The sequence below is a fragment of the Priestia sp. YIM B13551 genome, from assembly GCF_042787905.1.
Taxonomy (GTDB): domain Bacteria; phylum Bacillota; class Bacilli; order Bacillales; family Bacillaceae_H; genus Priestia.
In genome coordinates, this window is sequence record NZ_JBHZOX010000006.1 from 61,819 (window position 1) to 78,323 (window position 16,505).

General features: G+C 37.3%; 11 protein-coding genes. All 11 read right to left on the reverse strand.

What is annotated here, in order from left to right:
* Window positions 1-143: 143 nt before the first annotated feature.
* The 11 genes from ACFX4N_RS23775 to ACFX4N_RS23825 all read right to left on the reverse strand — a co-directional run bounded on the left by ACFX4N_RS23775 (window position 144) and on the right by ACFX4N_RS23825 (window position 16,422).
* Window positions 144-2,630, reverse strand: a complete 2,487-nt coding sequence (locus ACFX4N_RS23775; protein WP_377262734.1) for a phage head spike fiber domain-containing protein — start codon at window positions 2,628-2,630, stop codon at window positions 144-146.
* Between the two features lie 62 nt (window positions 2,631-2,692).
* Window positions 2,693-6,046, reverse strand: a complete 3,354-nt coding sequence (locus tag ACFX4N_RS23780) for a LysM peptidoglycan-binding domain-containing protein (RefSeq protein ID WP_377262737.1) — start codon at window positions 6,044-6,046, stop codon at window positions 2,693-2,695.
* Between the two features lie 46 nt (window positions 6,047-6,092).
* Complete coding sequence (locus tag ACFX4N_RS23785; RefSeq protein WP_377262740.1) at window positions 6,093-8,273, reverse strand: fibronectin type III domain-containing protein; 2,181 nt, start codon at window positions 8,271-8,273, stop codon at window positions 6,093-6,095.
* A 17-nt stretch (window positions 8,274-8,290) separates the two neighbouring features.
* Window positions 8,291-9,397 carry a hypothetical protein gene (locus tag ACFX4N_RS23790; RefSeq protein ID WP_377262743.1) on the reverse strand — a complete coding sequence of 369 codons (1,107 nt, stop codon included), beginning with the start codon at window positions 9,395-9,397 and terminating at the stop codon, window positions 8,291-8,293.
* A 17-nt stretch (window positions 9,398-9,414) separates the two neighbouring features.
* On the reverse strand, window positions 9,415-10,998 hold the full coding sequence (locus ACFX4N_RS23795) for a hypothetical protein (RefSeq protein WP_377262746.1): 1,584 nt from the start codon (window positions 10,996-10,998) through the stop codon (window positions 9,415-9,417).
* A 22-nt stretch (window positions 10,999-11,020) separates the two neighbouring features.
* Window positions 11,021-11,821: a baseplate J/gp47 family protein gene (locus ACFX4N_RS23800; protein ID WP_377262749.1), complete on the reverse strand. Its 801-nt coding sequence runs from the start codon at window positions 11,819-11,821 to the stop codon at window positions 11,021-11,023.
* The gene (locus tag ACFX4N_RS23805) at window positions 11,821-12,309 is read right to left on the reverse strand and encodes a hypothetical protein (protein WP_377262752.1); all 489 of its coding nucleotides are present in this window, start codon (window positions 12,307-12,309) and stop codon (window positions 11,821-11,823) included. The genes ACFX4N_RS23800 and ACFX4N_RS23805 overlap by 1 nt, the downstream gene beginning before the upstream one ends.
* 3 nt (window positions 12,310-12,312) lie before the next feature.
* The gene (locus tag ACFX4N_RS23810) at window positions 12,313-12,882 is read right to left on the reverse strand and encodes a hypothetical protein (RefSeq protein WP_377262754.1); all 570 of its coding nucleotides are present in this window, start codon (window positions 12,880-12,882) and stop codon (window positions 12,313-12,315) included.
* Between the two features lie 15 nt (window positions 12,883-12,897).
* On the reverse strand, window positions 12,898-13,263 hold the full coding sequence (locus tag ACFX4N_RS23815; RefSeq protein ID WP_377262756.1) for a hypothetical protein: 366 nt from the start codon (window positions 13,261-13,263) through the stop codon (window positions 12,898-12,900).
* Window positions 13,260-14,969: an NlpC/P60 family protein gene (locus ACFX4N_RS23820; RefSeq protein ID WP_377262759.1), complete on the reverse strand. Its 1,710-nt coding sequence runs from the start codon at window positions 14,967-14,969 to the stop codon at window positions 13,260-13,262. The genes ACFX4N_RS23815 and ACFX4N_RS23820 overlap by 4 nt, the downstream gene beginning before the upstream one ends.
* The gene (locus ACFX4N_RS23825) at window positions 14,956-16,422 is read right to left on the reverse strand and encodes a transglycosylase SLT domain-containing protein (protein WP_377262762.1); all 1,467 of its coding nucleotides are present in this window, start codon (window positions 16,420-16,422) and stop codon (window positions 14,956-14,958) included. Before ACFX4N_RS23825 ends, ACFX4N_RS23820 begins: the two co-directional genes overlap by 14 nt.
* Window positions 16,423-16,505: the final 83 nt, after the last annotated feature.

Consider the following 16,505-nt stretch of genomic DNA (forward strand, 5'->3'; position numbering starts at 1 on the left):
CTTTTCGAATGGTCTTGCACCATTTCATTGATTACGTAGGTAAATTAACCTCTTTATCTTAAAGTTGTCCACGATAAATCGAGGGTTTACTTGACCTTACAACCTTGTGTTCACATTAAAAAACACATCTAAAATAGATGTGTTTAAATTTGGAATGTAATGTTGTCATTTCGATCCTTAACAACAAAACTATTAATGGTTCCGTTTATCCAGTTTTGATTTAAGGAGAAGCGAACTCCAATAGACATCAGCCCAATACCGGTAATAAGACTCGTGTTTGGATTTGTATATGACATAACATACCCATTAATATTAGCCGCTATGGTTTTGTTATCCCATTCAACTAATAGCTTATTATTGTTCTGCATCACACTTGGAGGTGCTTGCAATAAAGCTAGTCCTTGAAAAGACACTTGAAACTTAGATAGATTTTTATCATAGTTCGCAAATATTCTGGTTCCTGAAGAGTCAAACATGAAGTTTGTTTGTGTCATTGCCAATGCTACATCTTCATACGAGAAGTCCACAGCAATTGACCCCTTTGTATAATCAATCACTGAAGTAGTACTCGGTAAGTACAACAACTCATTTTTTCGCTCTTTTGGTGTATAGGATGTAGGATATGCTTTTTGCTCAAATTGAAAATCCTTAGCGTAAACACCGGAAAGACCGTTTCCTACATGGGTTGTATCTGTAGCAACAAAATTATTATTTAATTGTAAGAATATCATGCTACCACTACCCCAAGTTCCGGTAATGCTGAATCTATACCAACCATCGCCTACATATTGCGAACTAGCTGTACCTTTACCTACTACTACTTCACCTGTTTGTAGGTCAATTGTTGATTTTGCGCTCATGACTGCATCAGCATTGAAATACACATAGCGTCTACCATTGCCTTTTAAAAGTACACTTAATGTGTATTGGTTACCTGATACACCTGATACTGCTCTTGTAACCCTATGGATAGCACTGGCTGTGTTTTCAGTAAATAGATTCCCTGAAACGGTTACCTGTTGAGCACTCCATGTGGATAAATCATTTACTCCATTTGACGAAAATGAATTAACTGTACCTTCTTCCATGAAAATACCGTTATTTTTAATACGCGGATTATTCATACCATATTGAACACTACTTAGGGATTCGACACTTTGACGGGTAAAAGTAAATGGATAATTTCTATAAGGAGCTTTTATTGGATAGGAAGTTTGTTTAGGGGCTAATTCGTAGCCCTCGTAGGGTGTTTGTACTGAATTTATTTCCAGTTGTAAATCTTCAACCTCTATTTGCAGGTATCCAGCTTGATTGTTTTGGACACGCATAAATGCATTCGTAAAGTCAGTAGGAATAGTTTTAGTTATAGACATTGCACCTACTCCGCTCAATACAAATTCCGTATTTCCACTGGCACCACCATAGAAGCGTAGCTGAACTTGAGAATTAGATTGGCTTCTAACAATTTTCTTCGCACTGAAAGTAACAGTCTTTCCTTTAAGTCCATTTAGCACACTCAAATCAATAGGCATTGAAACCCCTGCATATGCGTTTGTATTGTTTAGCTCTACTACAAGTCTTCGGTCTGTTTGCTCTAAGAAATTAACAGAAACGTTAACAGGATTATCAGCCACCCATTTTGTAAATGGTAGAAGATAGTTTTTCTTAGGAACTAACTGTGCTTTCTCAGATGTAATTTGGTAAGTTCCAAATTCAGTAGCCGTTTGACCTTCTTCTAATTGCAGATTCTTAACGTGGATAGCGTCCGCTACGTTACCAGTATTTCGAATAGCAATCCTCATATAAGTGGTATCTATAGGTACTACAAATGATAATTCCTCACGGAAACCAATTCTAGAAGGCTTTATATAAAGTGAAGTTGCATACGCTTCAACCCCATTTGGTGGTCTTACTAGAATACTTATTTGACCTGCACTCTCTCCACCCATTGTTTGTTCACCCACCGTAAAAGATAGAGTCATTCTTCTACCTCTGTAATAATTCAAGTCTAAATAATCGAGATAGTTGTAATAACCAGCCCAAGCGGTGGTTGTTTTTACAATCACATCATTATCTTCATCACTTACGTAATTAGTGTGACTAGCACTATTCAATGTGCTTCCCGATGTTGTTTGATAACTTTTTAATTTTTTGAGGAGGTTTTTTGAGTTCTTATTAGCTACAGAGTTTCTTATTTGATAATCCTCATATGATGTAGCTGTAGTTCCTGGCTCCACTTGTAACTTTAGATTTTTAGCTTCACTGATAGAAATATTACTATTAGCCTTATTACTAACTACTACAGTAAAAGCTACAGTATTAGACTTCATAGTGTAAGATGTTGCAGTAGTCTTCCATCCAAAATCCGCTACAACCATTCCTTTATCATCTATTTCCCATACTGCAATATTAAATTTTGATGTATCCCAAGATAGGTAATAAGTTTTAACATCTGGTATCAATGGGTTTGGATACATAGCTGCTATACGAACCAGATTATCTGTTGCATATTGCTCCAGGTTTTTTATATTCATTACACCTGATCCAGTTTTGTTTTTCCACTCTCCACCGTTTACATTAAAAATGTTTTTCTTAGGCCGCTTCACAGCTTCCCTATATTTTAATTGCACGCTTAGACCTCCTTATCTATAACGCTAGAACTGCACCAATTCTATAGCGCAGTTCTAAGTATTTAATTGAGTGTATCTAGTCCTAAAATCCATGTTCCAATAGAAGCCGGACTAGAATAGAAATCTACAGAGAATACCTTTGCCTTTTTCCAATCGGTAGCTTCAAATACAGAATCCTTTACAACGTTCTCACTGCTTGGTAACAACAAAGCACCAATGCCACTTGAACCATTTGTGTATTCAATATTCTTAGCAGTTGGCAGCTCTTTTTCAGATAGCACCGTTTTGATTGGTTCAGAATATAGGTAAAACTCCTGTTCCTTTAAGTAGTAATAACCTGTACTAATAGTTGGACTCCATATTTTACTTGGGTCTTTTCCGTTTAAGGTACCGATCAAATAAGACTTACCATCGATTTCTTGAATCTTGGTTTCTACCCAAAGGTCATTATCTTCAATGACGTATCCAATATTTTTATAAATCGTATTGTAACCTTCAAATGAATTAGTGGTAGGAAGTTCCATTTTAAAGTCTTCTGTAGGAGTGCAGACACCATCAAATACTTTTACTTCAAGAGAACGCCAAACAATATCTGTTCCCATTTTCTCAAAATAAGTAGTATCTAAATGAATCTGTACAGTATCCACTTCTTCACGAATATAAGTAACGATGTACTCTTCATTAGCTGCTGGTTCGAGCGTACCGGCTTTTGTAGGAGACCAATCAATATAATTGCTTGTTAGTTTAAAGTCTCCTGTCTGAAGATCCTCGTCCCATTCGTGATAAGTGATAGTTTTAGTCTTGTGTTTGACAGAAACAATTTGTTTTACATTACTTAAAGGAAGAGGGTCCATTCCATTAGCGTTTGTGCCTCTTACCATTTCTGCAGTCAGAATTTCAGAGTCACGATAAGTCACTTCCATAGGTAAGTGCTTGCCGCTCCAATCAATTGGAATAAAACTTTCATCAATTCTGGTTCCATCTTTTTTGTGAACAGAATCCTCAATAATAGAAATCTCATATGGGTTTTCCTTTTCGAATTCTGCTTCTGAAGCTAATTCAGGGAGAATAATATTTGGAGGAACCGTTACAATATCCCCTACTTCTAAATCAACAAGAGGTTCATTTGCTAGTTTTAAATCATGAACATGAACATCGTATTTAGTCGCGATACTATCCCACGTATCTCCGGTAACTACTGTGTAACTACGATTGAAGTCAGAATAACTTGAGCGGTTGTATTGTGTACGCACAAATTCTTCACGAACATCTTCTGCATTGATTACACCAGTATAAATCTTCTCTTCTGATACCCAATCAACGTAACCCGCTGGAGGCGCATTAGGCACCTTAACAGTGATTGATTCACTTGAGAAGTCTGTTACCGTTACACCATGAGCTTGGTCATACAGAGCATTATGACTAGATTTTTGTGTATATACAGTATTGTTTTTGAACAGTAAAGAAACTTTTGAATTGGTAGATGTGTTTGGAATCGTTACTAGTTGACCGCTTGTTAACGTTCCATCTTCATTTGTGAGAAGATCTTTATTGAGGTTTGTAATTGCCGAAGGTGTGGTATTGTACATTTCCGCTACATCATTTACCGTTTGTCCTGTTATAACCGTATGAACTTCACTAGGCCATCCATTCGTTACATAGTAGCGATACTTTTTATCTTCTACTAAAGAAGGGGTAAATGTAGAATCAAGCTCTCGATCATAAGGTCGTAAGTATTGAACCTTACCAGCACCATATTGATAATGCATGAGTACACCTGTTGTTTCACCGTACTCTAATTTTCGTTGAATAGCCTTTGCCATAACTTCGTCTGTAGCAGAAGTAGCAATGTCTGTTCTAGCCCCTTTGTTTTGTTCGGATTTAAAATAGAGCATAACATCTGAAGGTCTACGTGTGAGGTCTGTTAAAGAGTAAGTTAGAGGAGCAGCCGTCATTGTTTGTTGATTATCGGCAATTTGATTAGCTGTACTTGGATAAGTAAAAGCATAATCACTTATTTTTTGTAGAGATTTAACGCCTGTACCAAGACTATCAACAGCCGAAACATCTTTATTCGTGACGTTTACTTCTTGGTTGTACTTAATTGTTTGATAAACATCAATTAAATCAACTACTGCTGTTCCTCTTGTTGCTGAACGTGTCATTTCAACTGTTAGGAAATATGGTTGAGGATCAAACTGAATACTACGATTTTGTTCATTCATAGGATTTTGAATGGATTGTAGTAAGTTACGAGGGTCTTTTTGGTTAGTCTTTGTCTTCGAGAAAGTGTAGTTAACACTTGTATTTGTTGCATCTTTCGGAGAAAAGGCTTGGGTATCCCAATTAATAAGGTCTGTTGTTTTACTGAACGCAAATTTACTTCCTTCATTAATTGGTCCTAACGTAACACTGTGAGTTGTAATACCACGTTTAAGTCGAAGACGATTCGTGTTTTTACGATACGGAGCGGTGATAGGGCCCCAGAAGATATTGTCTCTACTTGATGATGAACGAATATCTAACTCTACTTCCGCTGGTTGTGTATCAGGCAACCACTTAATTGTGTCGATATATTTAAACTTCTTCCCAATACTTGTAGCTACTTGATTCATATCAATCTGAATCATGTACGTTCCTTCTTGTTCATATAAGCCGCTATCTTCAGAACGTAATTCTACTCGATCAACAACAGGAGATGTTTTGTTGTCGGAGGAAAGCATAATGATTTTACCTTGTATGTAACGAACATTGGTAAATCTCGTTGTGCTTTGACCAGTTATATTGTACTGATCTACGGATTGAAGTTGCTTATTAAGCGTAACAGCTTCCCAGCTAGACCATGTTGTTTTATTGGCAGAAGATCGAACTTCGAGAGAAATGTCACTTGTTCGCAAATTGGCCCCAACAATAATTGCTTCGGCTGTTGTATTCAATGCATAGATTATTACTTTATAATCAGCGAAACCAAAGGAATCAAAAGCAATTTTACTTATCGTATTAGGATTTGTAAGAGATTGAGTACTTATTGACTTTGTTTGTTTTTCAACCCAAGTGTACGTACCCGAAACATTTTCTTCTTTATACAGCTTTGCTTCGACTGTTTGAGTCCCTTTATTTTGAAGGCGTACTTGCACTTCAACATTGTCACCTGTAGCTACGAACTCTAGATTGGAGTTTGCTGTTGTCGTAACAAGGTCTGTACCTCGAACTGTCCATTTAGTAGGGTCTATTTTTGTAAACTCAACACTAGTTGCAGAATAAAAGGAACTAGGAAGCTGAGCTTCGATTACTGCATTAACAGTTGAACTAAATGGTTGAACAGCATCAAACATTTCTGTTAGGTATTCTCCATAGAAAGCTTTCAAATGTCCATATAGTGAACTTGAATAAAAGTTCTTATTATACTGCGCCAATTTTTGTCACCACCTTAAAAAAATAAGGGAGAGAGCTTTCCTCCCCCTACTTATATCTAATTTGAACTTGAATTGTATCTGCATCAAAGCGCATATAAGAATATGGAGCACGATCCGAAGTTGGATGATGAAAAGCAATTCCTTTTATCTTCCCGTCACGTATTTTTTCTCCATATGATTTAGGCAACGTTACCCATTGTGCTTGTCCACGATCCCAATCCAGTCTTTCTACCTTAAAGTGATCCGCTAAGTTAGGCCCCTTACTTTCAGGAGGAAGATTACCTACTCCTGTGTAATTATGTGACCACACATGAAGAAAACGTCCGTCATCCGGGTATCCGTGTTGTGTAGTCTTACGTCTGATATAGAATTTCACATCAACAATTTCTTTTCCTTTTAAACGACTTTGCCATCCAGCATAATCAAGGAAATAAAGAGATTTGTGATTTCCCCATCGCGTTCCCTTTTTAACAGCAATACCACTTTCGACTTTATCTACTAACTCAATCCATTCGCCATGAATAACTTCTTCGTTATCTAATTCATAACGATACTCAGCGGCTGGTCTTGTAACGCTACCATTCTGCTTATGAATGTAATAAGCTGTACGCCACGTTCTAGATTTCAGAGCTTTTTGGGTATACGTAACGATTGGTTTAGCTTTTGTTTTTCCAGTAACGGTTACCCAAGCAGAACTTCCTGCACGGTTGATTGCTCTTATTCGAACAGAATAAGATGTGTTCTCATTCAAGCTACTAATTTCTTTAGAGTTATAAGTAAGAACCCAATTAGTTGCAGTTGAATAAAGAGGGTCAACTTCATATTTCTCAGCGTCTTTTACATAAGCCCATTCAAATACCATCGAATCTGTATCTACAGTTTTGACATATGGTTTAGGAGCTGCTGGAGGTTTTAAAGGATCAAGCTTTACTTCGTCAGGGATGTATAGCCATGCACTCATCGCGCCATTCTTATCGTATAAACGCACTGCATAGTGGTATACGCCATCTACATTGCCAGTTACCTTGTGAACATAAGCTTTCGCTGTTCCGTTGTAAATATCGTAATACTGCTTGATTACCTTTTGGTCTTGTAAATCTTTTTGTTGAGCACGTAGTTGATAACTTGCTACACCTAGTGGAACGTTGCTTACGTTGTAGACTTTAGAAAAATGAGGTGAGGTATCGTCTCGTTTATCTACAGCTACTGCATTTAATGCATAACGTGTTTGTTTCGAAGTTGAAAGGTGCTCAAAATTGATGTGATCCATCGGAACGTCTATTTGTCTACTTAAAGAATCAAGATCCTCTACACGATAAATAAGAGTATGACTACAAGAGTAATCTGTGAAACCAATTGTTAGTTCTATTGAATAATACGAAACGTCTTCTGTTAAATCATCAGCGACATTAATTGCACATGTTCCTACTTCTAAATCGGTAGGACTCCAAGAAATATCTACACTTAAATCCGCTTCCCCATTATTGCTTACACTTCCATCAGCAATTGCAAGGGCAGGGATATCACTGAATGATAATGAAATGTTACTAGGAGCTTGTGGTGGTATCTTTGTTAAACGGTCAAAGAATGTATAGATTTTATGCAAATCTCCAGCACCAAGACCATCTTCGATTAAATCATCTACTTCGTCTTTATACGTGCTTTCCTTTTTAGCAATAAGGCCGAGAATGTTTTCAATATTAACAAAGTCAATTCGACTTGGAACTACATCCCCTTCAAATAGCTTTTCTGCACTTGCATATATCTTTTGCTCTTCATCAGAATCAACTACATAGTCCTCTAGCACCTGTAAAGCATTAGCTTGAATCTCATTAAAGTACTGTCTTGTTCCAATATACTCGTATGGATCTGGACCAGTTGGCCATTCTAAATCACTATTTACGAAGACAGAAACATATTGAAAAGTTTTTCGTCCACTATAAGCAATTGAGTTATTAGCCGCTGTTATTTTCACTTCCCATTCATATACATTTTCTAAATCAAGAGCACTCAATTTTCCTGTTAAATCTATTTCATTGTCTGTTCCTGCAGCTAAAGTAACAAGGGCTGTGTTAGAGCCCTCTGCATAAATTTTTACTTCTGCTGCTTTTTGATAGTCACTTGAATTTTCGCGGATAAATGTCCAAGAGAAGACTAATGAGGAAGGGATTTGTGGAGAAACGATTGAGTTAAAATTCGGAGATAATCCTTCTGGTCGTTTTGCCATTTAAATGTCCCCCTTTCTTAACGGTCAAATACAGCCGGATGAACTGGTTCTACAATAGCGTAATCGAATCGAACTTTAGCAGAACTTGTTGTGCTTAGTTTTCGAACACGTAATTTTGTAGCACCATCATGATTAAAGATTAAATAAAATGTCTTGTACTGGTTAACACCATCAAAGTCACTACCAGTAAGAGTCACCTTATTAATAATTGCATTTGTATTTGAGTTTGTAGCTGATAACTCAATAAATCCAGTTGAAGGAAGACTAGCTGCTGATAAACGCACAATTGCTACATAGCGGCCATAGTGCATACCAGTTAAACTCGTATTCATCAAATCAGAAGCGGCTGTTGTACCACTTTCAATAGCTCTATTTAGTAAAGTGTTACTATCTTGTACAGAAGTATTTCCTGTCGTAGAAGCATCTGTATAATCAAATTCTCTAGTCCATCGAGTATTTGTTTTCCCAAGTACAGTTAACGTAGCTTCCTTAGCAATCGTACCACCTGTTTTTTCATCAATCTTATCATTAAGTGCATCAGACACTTTTGTACTAACAGTTGGTTCAACAAGAATGTCTTTACCTGTTACACCTGTTGAAGTGTTAGAAAGGTCAATATTTGCTTTTGGAAGCTTACCTTGTACTTCTTGTGTAAGAACGATTTTCTCAGGCATTCCAGGATCAGCAGCACTTCCAATGTGTCGGTGTTGTTGAATAGTAGGATTAACAGCATCAGTATCGTTAAATTGCCATGTTGGGCCACCATAACGTTTATCAAAGTCTGCGTACCAATCATGGGTTTCAATTGCATCGATACGATCTTTAACTGTTGATGTTTTTGCAATGTTTAAAAGCGCATTTGAATCTGTAATTGGCTTACCATCTGAACCTGTTGGTTTTGCGGGAACTTGTGCTCGTTCACCTAACGCTCGCTGAATAGCCATTACTGCATCTTGCAAAGCATTCACATGTTCAGCCATGTTATAATCTTTTAAGTTTGTCCAACGTATTAAGTTGGGGTTCGCACCTGTACCTTCTCGTACATCAAAATTTTCAGGAAAGCGTGTAAGGACTAAATCCTCATAAATGGGATTCCCTACTGCTTTATCTATTGATCCAGCCATTATTTATTCACTCCTTATTAATTTGGTTGGTTAAGAGAGATAGATCCAGCTTTATTAACTCTTACTGAAATTCCTGTTTCCCCTCTTAAGAAAGAACCCTCCGTGTCGATAACAGCAGAAAATGAACCTTTACCAAGAGTAACTTTGTTATTACCGACTTCTACATCTTTTAACGTAGCATTAGCCATTGTTGTACTTGACGTAAAGTCATTGTCAGTTGTTAGTGTGTAGGTCTGTGGTTGATTGGTATCATCAATCCACTTCACTATAAGCTCTTCTAAAACAGGTGTCACTTTTCTATCAGTAGTTTTCATTTCGGCATGAAGCCTTACATATGCTTCTTCTTCATTATGAAGAGCCGTTTCACCAGTGATAATTTCCATTCCAGGAGAAGTATTATCTTTAAAGGTATATCCATAGCGGTTATCCCATGAGATATGTGTCTTGTATAAGAACTCACGCATAGCAACCAGTACATAATGAAGGGGAATAATTTCAGAAGCTAACACTGTATGTTTATATGCTTCCATTTCATATTCATCATTTGGTACTTTTCCTTTTGCTACAATCTTATACTTGAAGCGGATTTCAGGATGGTTCTCTTCCGTTTGTTCTTCAGTACCATGTAAACCTACATATGCTTTGAATTCACGTACAGAAGATTCCTTTTTCGGTGGAGTGACTACTAAATCATTACTGCTCCCGATTCCAGATTGAACTTCATTGTCTTTCCAAATAGCAGAAAAACCATCCCAAATGTGAGGAAGATAATGAAAGCCCATATTGTTTTCTTCAATGCTTCTCCAATATGCTTCGCCCCAGTTCATGTGATCCCAAGCAAAGCCTAGATTGCTGTTGATTTGATCAACATATTGAATGTATTTTTCAGTAGGTGTTCCATCAGGATTAATAAGAGTAGATTGAACATATGCATTATCCGTTAAAGCACCTATCTTAACTTGGTCTGATTGAATGCCTAGCTCCCTGCTAATACCATTTATCAATCCTTGTTTTGTAGCACCACCGGGATTTTTGAAAACATCTAGGATACGATTTTTAAATGCTTCATTTCGTTCACCCGGTAATCGGTAAATACCAAGTAGCATTCCAAATTCATCAAATACGTTCCAGATTTGATGCAGCATATATTCATAATGAAGTGTATCTCCTACTTCAATTGCATCGAACGGATGAAAGATATTGTCTTGCATATAATAGTTTCGAACTTTAATATAGACAAAACCTTCTACCGTATCGATCATGTAACTGTTCTCATCATTTTCGAAGAACAAACGTAATGTATCAACTGGCATACAATCAATTCGTACACCGTTGAATACAATACGTACATGCAAGTTTAGTGATGAAACATCTACAACATCACGTAAAGCTAAAGGAATCTTGTAACAGTAGTCTGCTGTTTTCAAATCAGCGGTACCAATGTACATATTGTTCCATGCTTGTTCGATATATTGCTCCATTTCTGCAAGCTCAACACCAAATGCATTTAAGAAGTTAGCCCCTACAGATGCAGGATCTTTCGCCATCTTCATCCATTGGGGAAGCATGGACATCATGCTTGTTGTGTGTTTATTTAACATTAACAATGGGTTCACCCGCTTTCTATGCTACGTTGATTGTTCGTAAGAAATATCGCTCTTCTAAAGAATGCTCGACGTTCTTAATAAAGTATTGTTTTTCCGCAACAACCAGCTCTTTGATTTCCATATCTAATATCTGATCACTTGTTTCCATTACACGTTGGATAATTTCATTGATGATAATTGGAGAGCCCATGTTTAAGCCTTTCATATAGCTAGTAACATTTTGCACGACTCTATTTCGAGTATAATCTCTTTCGAGGGTAGTAGATTTGGAGTTAAAAATGAGGTTAAGTGTAATGTCCACTGGACTATATTCGCTTACTTTCACTTCAACATTCATGCCATAGCCTGCTGTCTCATTTAAGACATCTTCTACTTGAATTAAAAGGTCTGTAGTAATCGGATAAACTTGGGGAATAACGTAGCATGTAAAAGAACCAGTACCACGAGTAAAGCGTTTGAATTGTACATCTGCTACTCCATCAAGCTGTAAAGCTTTCAAACGAAGAGCAATTAAGTTTGCGGATTGTTGAACAGAGACTTGATTGGAGATACGCGCGCGGTAGTTATCATCGTTTTCATCTTCTAATCGAGTACAGTTTACTAGTTCTCCCACTAAATCAAGGTATGTACCTGATGTAGTTGAGACAAACGACATAGCCGTTACTAAGTCTAGTTCATCATAAAATGGGCTAAACTCTTCAATCATTATTTCTGCAAACATTCGTGCAATAGCACCTGGGCTTGTCTCTGTAATGCCCGCTTGTGTTCGTAATCTTGTTAAGACACTTTCGAGCATTTCGTCTCTTGATTTTCTCATTAGTTGTTCACCTCATATTCAGTTAGTAAACCGTGCGTTAAATCGAAAAGAACAGGCATAACCAAATCTGTAGTTTTTCTTTTCACGGTTAAATAAAATAGGATTTCATTTGAAGTTACTGGAACAGGTCTAACAGTTAAGTCGTCAATACTAATAAAACCGTCATAAGTTAGACTTTTTTCAATTGCTTCTTTTCCTGCTAATCCTGTTACTCTTGTATTAGGCATTCCGATTAAATCTGAAAGGCTTGGCCCAATCTCAGGATGCAAAACCCAATCAGGGTTATCAGTTCGTAAGCGGTTAAGGATGACTTGTTTTTCACTCAGATAAGATACTTGAAGCGGGATATCTCGAATCAATTCCCCTTCTGAACTATCTGTAGAAATTTCTCCAACAGAATTAATATAAAGAAGTTCTCCATCCTCATTCACACTAGGAGAACCTAACTCTAAGTCACCTTCTGCTGAAAAACGAAAATCGACTTTCATCTATTAACCTCCTCTCTTAATTCGTGTTGTTTCTATTCCAAGACCCTCTATAATTGAGGTTACTTTCTCGTCATAGTATTGTTTGCGGGTATTTTCTTGAAAAAGAGGAACGTTGATATTCGCTTGTCCTTCTTCTGTCGTGGAGACTGTAGACAATTTAGGAATAACACGTTGTTCTCCCACCTTGTCGCCATAGTACAGATAAGGGTTGAAGTTGTGGTTGTTCCATATGAAACCATAAGGTTTTGTATGCATTCTCATTTCTTTTGTAGCAAAATGTACAGCATCGCCATAAAAGATAATTCCATTCTCTTTAGCATCTAATCGAATACCTGTATCTTCATTTACAAACATTTCAATTGAGCCATCATCGCAAAGTTTGATTGTAGCTCCAGTAACAGGATGTTTTAATGCAATTTCATCTTCACCAATCGTTTGAAGATTTTCCTGTTCTTTTTCTAAACTTTTTGCATTAAAGTTTAGATTCTCATTTTGTAATACTTGTCGCCAATAAGGAAAATAGATATCTTTATCTCCATCCCCATATGTTTTATTTACATATGCTTCGCTCATTTGTATCCTCCTTTATTAAAAAATACGTGATTGTCGAATGGTTCTTCCGCCATAAGGACTTAGATAAACCTCTTCACTATGATTCCCCTTGTAAACAGTAGAAATATAAGGGGACATTCTTGATTTATTTTTGAAGGAAATTGTTACACGATCACCGTTTTTTACAGACTGAGTGAATACCCCATCTGCATCTTTTGGAAGTGCAACGCCTTTAATTGTTTGTAGAACGTGAGAACCTTCATCCGTATAAACGACTTCACATACTAATTTCGTGTAATCGACTTGAATCACATATCCTTCAAGTGTTCCTTGTAATCTATTTAGAGAAGGAAGAACAACCTTCTTATAAATTGATTGATGAATTTGACTGTTAAAGTTCATTGACTCACCCACTTTCCTGGTCCACCATAAATCGGTATCCCATCATACATAAAATCGGTTCCTTTAGGAGCAATATCCAAATGGATAAAACCTCTCTTCTCTTCAAAATCCCCACCGATTCCAATAGAGCGTACACCTAATTGCCATGCACAATCGGCTATTTCTCTTACCTCATTAATATCTTTTACAAAAATATCAATGGCACAACCAGCTTCATGAGGAGAGATTTGCCCCGGATTACTAAATCGAAAACCACTAATAACTTCAAAGTAAGGTTTTTTTGTTTTTAAAAGCAAGTTTTCAAAAAGCCTTTTTGCATCAGGAGAGTAAAGGTTTCCTTCATATCCATCGTAATGCTCTTGATGAATAAAGAGTTCTTTATCTAAATGCTGAAAGCTATTGTAATTTGTTGTCCTTGCCCAACCTATTCGATTATGGAGAAAAGTGGATCTTGTATCTTGTGATTGGCGAATAGAGTCACCAATGAAGCGAACTGGAGTGTAGTTGAAGGTAGGAGTATTTTTACTTACAAAATAACCTTCATCTTCTAAAGGAGGATATGTTTCTTGGTCACCTGTAACTTCCACTTCCGTTTCTTCATCAGCAAATAACTTCATTTCTACTTTTGCTTTTGCAGAAGCTGAACCACCTGAAGAAGAAGAGGAACCTTTGTAGTAGGAACTTTGTATTTTTCTGTAGCCTGTAAACTTTTGTTTGTAATAACCGCTCAATTGAGAAATCTGTACGCCATTTCTTTTATTAGCGGTATGAATGAATTCATTTCCACCCATCCAAATACCAATGTGAGAAACACCTGGTTTGTATGTGTTACTAAAAAAGATTAGGTCTCCTGGTTGAGGGTTAGATGTTTTTTCAAACATAGAATAATAACCTGCGGCTGTTGACCTTCCAAACTTGTACCCACTGTGGTTAAAAACCCAACATATAAAACCCGAGCAATCAAATGTATTAGGACCTGCTGCACCGAAAACATAAGGAGCTTTCATTTTAGTTTTAGCAAGAGCGATGATACCTTTACTATCGGTTGCTCCACCGCTACTACTACCCGTGCTACCTGCTTCAGCCATTTGATGTAATATCTTTTCGGGATCTAAAAATTCTCCGCCCGGCTTGGTGCGGACTTTAAGATCCAAATGTGCTCCGGTTGAGTGCCCGGTGCTGCCCACATACCCAATCAACTGAGCTGCCGTAATGTTATCTCCAACACTCACTAATGGTTTATCTCTCATGTGAATGTATGAATACTCTTTACCATCAGGAGCAATAATTCGAACACCGTTTCCAGCATCAGCGCTGTTAATTAAAACTTGGGATACTTTACCGTCTGTAAGAGATAGGATATCCATACCCATTGCAGAACCAGAACCGTTTTTACCTGCTAAGTCGATTCCACGATGTCCTGCTGCTCCGTGGACGCCATCATTAATACCCCTGGGGGCAAATGGGGTTGAGATACGGAAGTTGTTTAAATAATAAAGAGCCGCTTTAGCTGAGCCTTCACTACCCACACCTTGGTCTGTAACAGCATTACCTTCTCCACTTTCGGCCTCTTCTTCCTCTTCGGCTGTTTTAGGTAAACGGAATGTAGCAAGAAACTCTTTTCTTATTTTATAAGCTTCCTTACCTTCTCTTAAGAATTCCTTATACCTTTTCTTGTTATAGTCTTGTTTATTACTTGAAGCCATTCGATAATCCACCTACCTTTATTGTTCCAGGGCCACGGTAGATAGCTAAGTTATCATAACCCCATGTTGCTTCTGGACCAGTATCAACATGTACAAACTTAGGGCCGATTGCAATTGAACGAACACCAAGCAACCAAGCTGTATCAGCAATGCGTAATGCCTCTTGTGCTGTTGGGGCATAAATATCCATTGCTATTCCGACAGAATGCGAAGAATCGTTTGAATCTACGAGCGGTTCAAAACCTCTTGTCACAACCATTTGTCCGTAGCCAAGTCGATTTCTTAGAAGTTTAAAGACTTCTCTAGCTTCAGGTGCATAGTAATTTTCTTGAGGGCCGCTAAGGTGGATAAACTCATTTGTTGGTAATGGAGCATAATTCGTTAATTCAATGAATAGTTTGGATTGCTTACGATCTTCAACATAGGTATCTCGTAAAGATTTAGGTGCTCGAAAATAATCACCCTTTACTACACCCACAGGTACTTGATAAGAAAGACTTTCTTTTTGCATAAAAGCGGCTTCCTCTTCAGTTAAAGGTTCTCTAATTGGATAGTCAGCTGTAACTTCCACTTCTGAACTCGTATCTTTAATAGATAGCTTCGCTTGTGCCTTTGCACTAGCCCCGCTAGAACTACTTGTAGATCCACTACTGGAGCTTCCACTTCCACCTAATACGTCTGTTGTATAAACAGTATCTTTATGACCATCCCTACCAAAACCTTTTAACATGGCAACAATCTGATTTCCATAAACATAACCACCAGATGTTACTTTATTACTTGTTTTTGTAGGAACACTGAATCCATTAAACAACCAAGCAACACCATGACAGTTAGCTTTAAGTTCATATCCGCGTTTTTTGTAGCTTGCATATTTACTACCATTGTTTCTAATGATATCTTCTGCATATTTATGTTTACTTTTTGCTACCATGCATCCTGCATAGATGTTATAAACAGGATCGTTACGTACCTTATCCCAGTTAAGCCCTAAACTTTTTGCGGTTGCACCTTGTACTTGCATCAATCCTACACAGTTCCAAGGATTCGGATTACTACTGTGACTCCCACCAGATTCCGTAGCCATTAACACTTTAATTAAAAGCGGATTAACTCCAGTCTTAGCCGCTTGTTCTTTGATATCTTTATTCCACTTATCTGTTCCTTTAAGTTTGCCTTTTAATCCTGTTTGATAGTTCTTGCCGATAATATCGTCATAATAATTATCAGGGCCTTGATATTGAGAAATCGTTGGCATATCCCCATTAAGAACAACACTTCCTCCACCACTATCTGAGGTTTCACCATTAGTAGTAGTTGCTGCTGTTGTTTTTTTAGTTTTAAGAGAAAATTCTTTAAGGAAATCTCTGCGTTCATCATATCCCTTTTTCCCTTCCCTCAAAATATCTATATATCGTTTTTTGTTATACTCTTGTTTAGTTTTTGTAGCCAATAGTCTACCCCTCCTTTATTACGATAAGCTAACCATTTATCTTGATTTTTTCCACCGTTTATACAAAAAAAAGAGAGGCAATG